This is a genomic window from Pseudomonadota bacterium (assembly GCA_030860485.1).
Lineage (GTDB): Bacteria > Pseudomonadota > Gammaproteobacteria > JACCXJ01 > JACCXJ01 > JACCXJ01.
This window is the reverse complement of the sequence record JALZID010000215.1, coordinates 1-7263: the sequence shown is the minus strand read 5'-3', so window position 1 is coordinate 7263 and position 7263 is coordinate 1. Positions and strand designations below refer to the sequence as shown.

General features: G+C 65.5%; 4 protein-coding genes. All 4 read right to left on the bottom strand.

Annotated elements, in window-relative coordinates:
* Window positions 1-262: 262 nt before the first annotated feature.
* A complete protein-coding gene (locus M3461_12865) occupies window positions 263-1999 on the bottom strand; it encodes a bifunctional protein-serine/threonine kinase/phosphatase (GenBank protein ID MDQ3775172.1) in 1737 nt (578 codons plus the stop codon).
* Between the two features lie 54 nt (window positions 2000-2053).
* A complete protein-coding gene (locus tag M3461_12860) occupies window positions 2054-3520 on the bottom strand; it encodes a NarK family nitrate/nitrite MFS transporter (protein ID MDQ3775171.1) in 1467 nt (488 codons plus the stop codon).
* A gap of 362 nt (window positions 3521-3882) precedes the next feature.
* Window positions 3883-6312 (bottom strand): TIGR03032 family protein, encoded by a 2430-nt coding sequence (locus M3461_12855; GenBank protein ID MDQ3775170.1) that lies wholly within the window; start codon window positions 6310-6312, stop codon window positions 3883-3885.
* A gap of 242 nt (window positions 6313-6554) precedes the next feature.
* Window positions 6555-7263, bottom strand: a 709-nt coding sequence (locus M3461_12850; protein ID MDQ3775169.1) for a hypothetical protein, incomplete at its 5' end; no start/stop codon positions are given.

Here is a 7263-nt window from a genome sequence, read left to right as displayed (position 1 = left end):
CACCCCCCGCCCTCTAAGACCGTGAAAGTCTATCCGCTCTGCGCTACACTCTGTGTTCATAAGGCCGTCCTCGTATATCGGCATAACCTGCTGATCTAGAACATATTATGCTACGAGGTACGGCCTTGTTCCATACCACCGGTGAGAAATCCGGGCTAGGAGGGGGTCAAAGCGGGGTTCAAGACGGCGCTCGTCTCAGGCACCGACGCCGTCGTTTACCCCCGCTACATCGCCCCCTTCGGGAACGAGGACGGGAAGAATGCTAGGGTGCCAGCCGGAACAAGAGATAGAAGACCAGTACCAGCAAGAGTAGGGTCGTGGTGCGCCAGAAGGCCACCGGATTGCGCTCCAGTAAAGGGCGCGGCGTCTGGTCGATGAGCTCCGCGTTGGGATGCCGGAGGTCGTGGAGCAGTTCCGAGACCTCCTGGTAGCGGCGTTTCGGGTCCCGGTGTACGGCCTTGCGCAAGGCGCCGTCCACCCATTGGGGAACGGCCGGGTTGCGGTAGCAGGCCGGCTTATAGTCCAGATGGCGCGGGTCTCCATCGTGCGGCATCTCGCCGTAGGGCAGGGCATCCGTCAGTAACTCATAGGCGATCACACCCAGCGAGTACACGTCCGAGGCCGTCGTCCCCGGCTCGTTGCGGAAGTACTCCGGCGCACAATAGTTGCGGGTGCCGAGCGGGCCGACGCGTTCGATCGGGGTGGTGATCTCGGCGATCCCCGAGACCCGCGTGGAGCCGAAGTCCACGAGCTTCACATGCCCGGCGTAGTCGATCATGATGTTCTCGGGTTTGAGGTCCTGGTGCAGCATCTCCAGGCGGTGGAAGGCCTGGAGCCCCTTGGCGATCTGTTCGACGATCTTGCGGACCTCTTCGAGGCGTCGATTCGGTCGATCGTGCATCCACTGTCTCAGCGTGACGCCCTGTAGATATTCGGTGACGTAGTACAGGAACCTGCACGCCCGCGTCGGGACGTAGACCCTGGCGACGTGCGGGTTGTCGATACGTCGCCCGACCCATTCTTCCAAGACGAAGCGATCGATATAGCCGAGGTCGTCTTCGTAGTTGACCGACGGCGTCTTGAGCGCGACCTGCCGGCCCGTTTCGTTGTCGATTGCGAGATAGATCTGCGAGCGGTTGCTGGCGTGCACCTCGCGGATGATGCGATAGCCATCGAGGCTCATGCCCGGGCTGAGCGGGGGCGGGAAAGGCAGCTCGGTGAGCTCCTGGTAGACTTCCTCGGGACGCTGCGACGGGAGGGCGTCGATGCGGACGATCTGGCAGGTCGCATTGTCCGGGCTGGCATTGGCGAGCGCCGCGCGGACTATCTCGGTGGCCGCGGTGCCGAGGTTCATGCCGAAGGCCCCTATGACACGGCCGATCGCCTTGTCGTCCAGATAGCCGTGCACGCCGTCGGTGGTCAGGACGAAGATGTCGCCCTCGACGACCGGCAGCTTGCGATAATCAATCTCGACGCTCACATCGGCGCCCAGCGCCCGGGACAGGAACGCCGGTCCGGGTCCGATGAAGGCCTGGTGATCGGTGGTCAGCCGCTCCAGATCGCCGTCGCGCAGGCGGTAGATGCGGCTGTCACCGACATGGAAGAGGTGCGCCGTGGTCGATTTCAAGACCACCGCGCTGAAGGTGGTGAGGAGCCCCCGTCCCGAATCGCGGTTGCGCTGTCCCTGGCTATAAAGCCAGGCGTTGAGCGCGGTCAGGACCTTCTGAGCGGACTTCTGCACGGACCAGGAATCCGGGGTGCTGAAATAGTCCTCCAGGAACCCGACCACGCCCGCCCCCGAGGCCTCCTGGCCGCTCTCGCAAGTGCTCACGCCGTCGGCGATCGCGGCGGCGATGCCCTTGGTCCCGAGCTGGTCGGCGCTCGGGATGTGGATGCCGTGGAAGTCCTCGTTGCGCGGCCTGCGCCCGGCGTCCGAGCATTGGCCGGTGGAGACTTGAAGCTGGGTAGCCATGGCGCGCTGCGCGTCATCGTATACCATGCACGGCACCCCCCACCCTACCCCCCTTCGGAAGGGGGAGGGGAAGCGGTATATTCAGGTCACGTCGATCAACTGCACCGTACCATCGGGCAGTACTTCCACCATGGTCCCGGTCGGTTCGTCGAGGAACAAGACCAGCCCGACCAAGATGGCCGCCGAGGCGGCGATGGTGAGAAAGAACGTGGAGGTATCCACGGTGGCCAGCACGGTCAGGAAGGCGACGCCGCCGGCGTTGCCGTAGGCCCCGGCCAGCCCGGCGATCTGGCCGGTGAGGCGGCGCTGGATGAGCGGGATGATGGCGAACACCGCGCCCGTACCGAGGTGCACGAACAACCCGCAGCCGATGCAGGCCGCGACGGCCAGCGCGATGGGCCAACTCGTGTCGATCTGGCTCATCAGCGCATAGCCGCAGCAGAGGCCGATCATGACGGTGACGAGCGTCCGCTTGCGCCCGAAGCGATCGCTCACATAACCACCGAGCGGACGCATGACTACCACCACCAGCGCGAAGGGCGCGGCCAGGAAACCGGCCGTCACCGACGACAGCCCGAAGGTGTCCTCGAAGAACAGCGGCAGCATCGACACCACGGCCAGCTCGGATCCGAAGGTGACCGCATAGGCGAGGCTCAGGATGGCCACCTGCTTGAACTTGTAGCGGTGTACCGAGGGGCGCGGCTGCGCGAACACCCGCGCGTTGATCTGATAGATGCGCAGGCACTGGTAGCAGAAGGTGGTGAGCAGGATGAGATCGATGGAACGGTGTGCCAGCTCCGACAGGAGGCCGAGGCCCGCGAGCTTCGCCGCCAGCAAGGCCAGCGCGAGGTAGAGCGGCACGTTCATGGCGAGGTAGCAGAAGAAATCGCCGCGGCTGGTCACCTCCAGCCCGCCGTGCTTGTTGGGCTTGAAATAGGTCGCGCCCTCGGGCGTGTCGCGGGCGCTCAAATAGTAGACCAGGGCATAGACGATGGTGATCACGCCCGTGCTCGCGACCGCGTACCGCCAGCCCTCAGCACCGCCGATGGAGAGCGCCAAGATCGGGAGGGTGATGGCGGCGGCCGCGGAGCCGAAATTGCCCCAGCCGGCATAGACCCCCTGGGCCAGGCCCACCTGGCGGGCGGGGAACCACTCGCCGATCATGCGGATGCCGATCACGAAGCCGGCCCCCACGAAGCCGAGGAGAAAGCGCGACAGGGCGAGGAGCTCGTAGCTCTCGGCCGCCGCGAACGGGAAGCACAGTCCGCCGCCCGCGACCAGGAGACCCGTGAAGCTGATGCGCGGACCGAAGCGATCGACCACCATCCCGACGATGATGCGGGCCGGGATGGTGAGCGCCACGTTGAGGATCAGCAGGGTCTTGATCTCTGCGTCGCTGAGCCCGAGCGTGTCTCGGATTGCCGCGAGCAGGGGCGCATGGTTGAACCACACGACGAAGGACAGAAAAAACGCACACCAGCTCAAGTGGAGGATGCGCGTCTTGCCCTGGAAGCTCCAGAGGTGGAGACCGCGGGCGGGTTGATGCATGCCAGAGGCGCTCATTCGGGTCGGTCCGTGTGCGCGTCAGCAAGACCCCGGCCACCGCCAGGGCTTGGTGGAATACCCTTGCCTATCAGTAGATCCCCGGAGCGGCCGAGCCCCGACCGCAGTCTCGGACGGCGCCTTTGTGGTGCGCGGCGCCGTCACTCCGTTCGGTGGCGCCTGTTGTTGGTGCGTGACGCCGCTGGGCGGGAGCCCCGCTTTTTCCGCCCCCCTGCGAAGGGGGAGCCGCCCTTGTTCCTCCTTGTTCCTCCCCCTTTGCGAAGGGCGAGCCCCCCCTTGTTCCTCCCCCTTGCGAAGGGGGAGGTTAGGAGGGGGTCAAGGCGCCTAGGCTCAAGACGGCGCTCGTCTCAGGCACTGGCGTCGTTTACCCCCACTAAATCTCCCCCTTCTGAAGGGGGAGACTTTGAGCAAGGCTGCGCGGTATACCTTCCCATTCGCCATTCACCGCCGGCCCCCGAGCAGCCCTCCGAGACCCGGCCCATGACTCCTGCCCAGTCCCCCCGGCGGTCCTGCCGGAAGAGCCGCATGCTCGGGTACCAGGGCGTGGTCGGATCGGTGAGGCCCCAGCGCCAATCTGGCACTTCCGGTAGCAGCGTCCACACCGGTTTGGCGAGGGCGCCGGCGAGGTGCGCGATCGCGGTATCGACGGTGATGACGAGATCGAGCGCATCGATGACCAACGCGGTGTCGCCGAAGTCCGCCAGGGACGGATCGAGGTCCTGTACCCGGCAGTCCGGCGGCAGCCCCAGGAGGTCCCGGCAGCGCTCGCCCTTCTGCAGGCTGTAGAAATCGAAGTCCGGGAGCCGCAGGATCGGCAGGAGCTCGGAGAGCGCGATGGAGCGATGGCGGTCGTTCTGATACGTCGGGCTCCCGGCCCACACGATACCGATCTTCGGTCGGGTCCCGACCGGCAATATCGATGGCGTCTTGCGCCTCTGCAAGGTCGCGATGTCGAGGTAAGGCACAGCGTCCGGGATGGTCTCCAAGGTCGTGCCGAACAAGAGCGGCAGGCTCAGCAAGGGACAATAGGTGTCGAACTCCGAGACCTGGATGGTGCCGGCCTCGCGCAGCTCGGCGATGCCGGGGATCGTCGAAAACAGCGGCATCAGATCCGCCCGGCACACCAGGATCAATCTCCGGCAGCGCTGTGCCGCGAGCGGTAGATAACGCGCGAATTGAATGGCGTCGCCCGCGCCTTGCTCGGTGTGGATCAACAAGGTCTTATCGGGGATGGGGCCCCCGTCCCATTTCGGATGAGGGCAGGCGAAGGGCGTGAACTGGCCCGTCTGCCAGCGCCATTCGTACTCAGAGAGACCGCGCCGGTAATCGCCTAGCTGAAGGAGCGTCATGCCCAGCTTGAAGTGCGCCTCTGCATAGTCGGGTCGCAATGCGATGGCGCGCTCATAGTGCGCGATGGCCTCCTTCGGATGGCGCTGGCGGTTGGTTAGATAACCGAGGCTGTTGTAGGTCTCGGGCCGTTCCGGCTCGGCCTCCATCACTGCCTCAAGGCACGTCATCGCCTCCTCGTATTCCTCGGCATCCCCGAGCGCCACGCCCAGGTTGTAGCGGGCATTGGGAAAGGCCGGATCGAGCCTCAGGCACTCGCGGTAGGCGGCGATCGCCTCGGCGAGCTTGCCCTCGTGATAGGACTTGGTCCCGTGTTGAAAATGGAACGCCGGGGATCGGGCCAACTCCTCGGGGCTCGGCAGCTTGACCAGGGCGAGGGCCTCGTCGGGGAGGACGTAGGAATGCGCCAGGCGCTCGTCGTTCCACTCCAATAGCTCCGGAAATCGGATCCCCGGCAACACTTGCACCGCGAAGATCTCCTGCACCCCCGCTTCAAAGCGCAGAAAACCCACCGTTTCTCCGCTCTCGATGTGCACGATCCAAACGCCACAGGTGCGCTCCCGCAGGCGCTCGACCAGCGGGATCCCGCTGAAGACCGCAGTCTCGCGGACCTGTGACAGGCCGATGAAGGCCAGTGGACCGTAGAAGTCCAGGCCGCGCGTGAACCCCGGCACTTGGGCCACCGTCCGCCAAGTGCCGCGCTCGAGATCGGCTACCGCGAGGCTGCCCTGACCGGATTCCAAGAGCCATAGCCGGCCCTGGTACCAGCGCGGGGAGTGCGGCATGGACAAGCCGCGGATCAGGACCTCGTTCTTGTCGATGTCCATCAAGAGCCCGCCGCTACGCTTGTTGGCCCGCCATCCTCCCGGCGTGTCCGTCTCCCCCAGGGCGGTGACGTATCTGGGCCCGCCATTGACCAGGCAGAGGCCGTTCAGGTGACAGCGGTCCTCGGGCGCGAGGGCGGACAGGAACGGCGGCCGCCAGCGGGGATAGAAGCTATGGTCGGCATCCAGGGTGTAGAGACATCCGAAGCGCGTGTTGACCAGCCAGAGCTCATCCTTGGCATCCCAGGCGAGCTCGTGGATGTCGATGTCGCCGGTGACATGGATGCGCCTCGGCAGATAGCAGGCATCGTACTTGCCGACGGGCTCCAGCTTTTCGGCCACGGCCGGAAGGTTACGGTAGTACCAGACCGTGTTGGTCCCGCCGATGGTCAGGCGCGCCCGATCGGCGGCGATCCCCATGGGCTTGCCGAAGGTACGGAAGTGGGTGTTGACAACCCCCTCGTCGTTGCGGATGAGGATGACCTTCCCGGCCTGGTAGGTCGAGACCAAGAGGCTCACCTGCAACTCTGCGAAGAGCGCGGGCAGGTTCGAGGTGTGGACGCTGCGCAGGGCGTCGGTCGCTGCCGGGGGAGGCGTGCTGGACATCGGCGGGGTCGGTTGTCCTTGGGTGTTGTCGAGCCGGCTGCGATCCTATCCCGGATCCGCGCTCCCGGAAACCGATCCGCTCGGGATTAGCGAGCGGATCGGCGGCCTGGCGGTCCCGTTACCGGCGCTTGTGCCGGATCGCGATCCGTGTGCTGCTTACGATGCCGGTGCCGGCAGCGTTTCGGATCTCCATGACACCCGGAGCTTCATGTCGGTGCCCAGCCGCCGTCGGTCGGGAATTGTTATTTGAGCCTGATGCGTATCCGTGTCGAGCTGACGGTCCCGACCGAGTTTCGGATCTCCATGACGCCCCGTAGCCTCCTGCGCGTGCTGGTCCGGACGATCTGCTTGGCCCGCTTGGTGAGCCTGAGCCTCACGTTCGCCGTCTCACCCGGCGGGACGTTAGCAACTCCGAAGGCGAACCGGATCCGGCGTAGCGCCGTGGTCGATGCCGCCTCCGTGGCGCCTTGATTGGTCGATGACGCCTCGCTCAGTCGGACATCCCTTTCTCTGACGAAAAAGCGGATCTGGTTGGTACATGGTGTTCCCAGGGCCTGATCGACGTTGCACTTGATGAGGATGTCGCACCTAGACCGGGTGCAGCGGGACTGCGGATTGGGATCGGCGGCCACGGTCTCTACCGCCGGCAGCGCAAGCTCGAAGGCCCCGATGTCGCAGTCGGCGACCGTGTCCGCGTCGCTATCCTGGGGTCGTAAGACGCCTCGCTGGTCGCTGGCCGTCGCACAGGAGGCCGCGGCTACGGCATCGGTGGCCGGGCTGCCGGCGACTAAGGCATGCGTTCGCGTGAGGCCCCCGTTGTCGCCGAGCGTGGGGTTGAGGATCGCGCCCAGGGGTGCGCTCGGCACGAGGTCGGTCGGCCCTGGCGTGAACCCTGTGACGCCAGCGACGCCGTCGTGTCCGAACAGGTTGAGATTGTTGGCGATGACCGTG

Coding starts and splice junctions, on each gene's coding strand:
- M3461_12865 (MDQ3775172.1), bottom strand. CDS start 1,999: ATGGTATACGATGACGCGCAGCGCGCCATGGCTACCCAGCTTCAAGTC.
- M3461_12860 (MDQ3775171.1), bottom strand. CDS start 3,520: ATGCATCAACCCGCCCGCGGTCTCCACCTCTGGAGCTTCCAGGGCAAG.
- M3461_12855 (MDQ3775170.1), bottom strand. CDS start 6,312: ATGTCCAGCACGCCTCCCCCGGCAGCGACCGACGCCCTGCGCAGCGTC.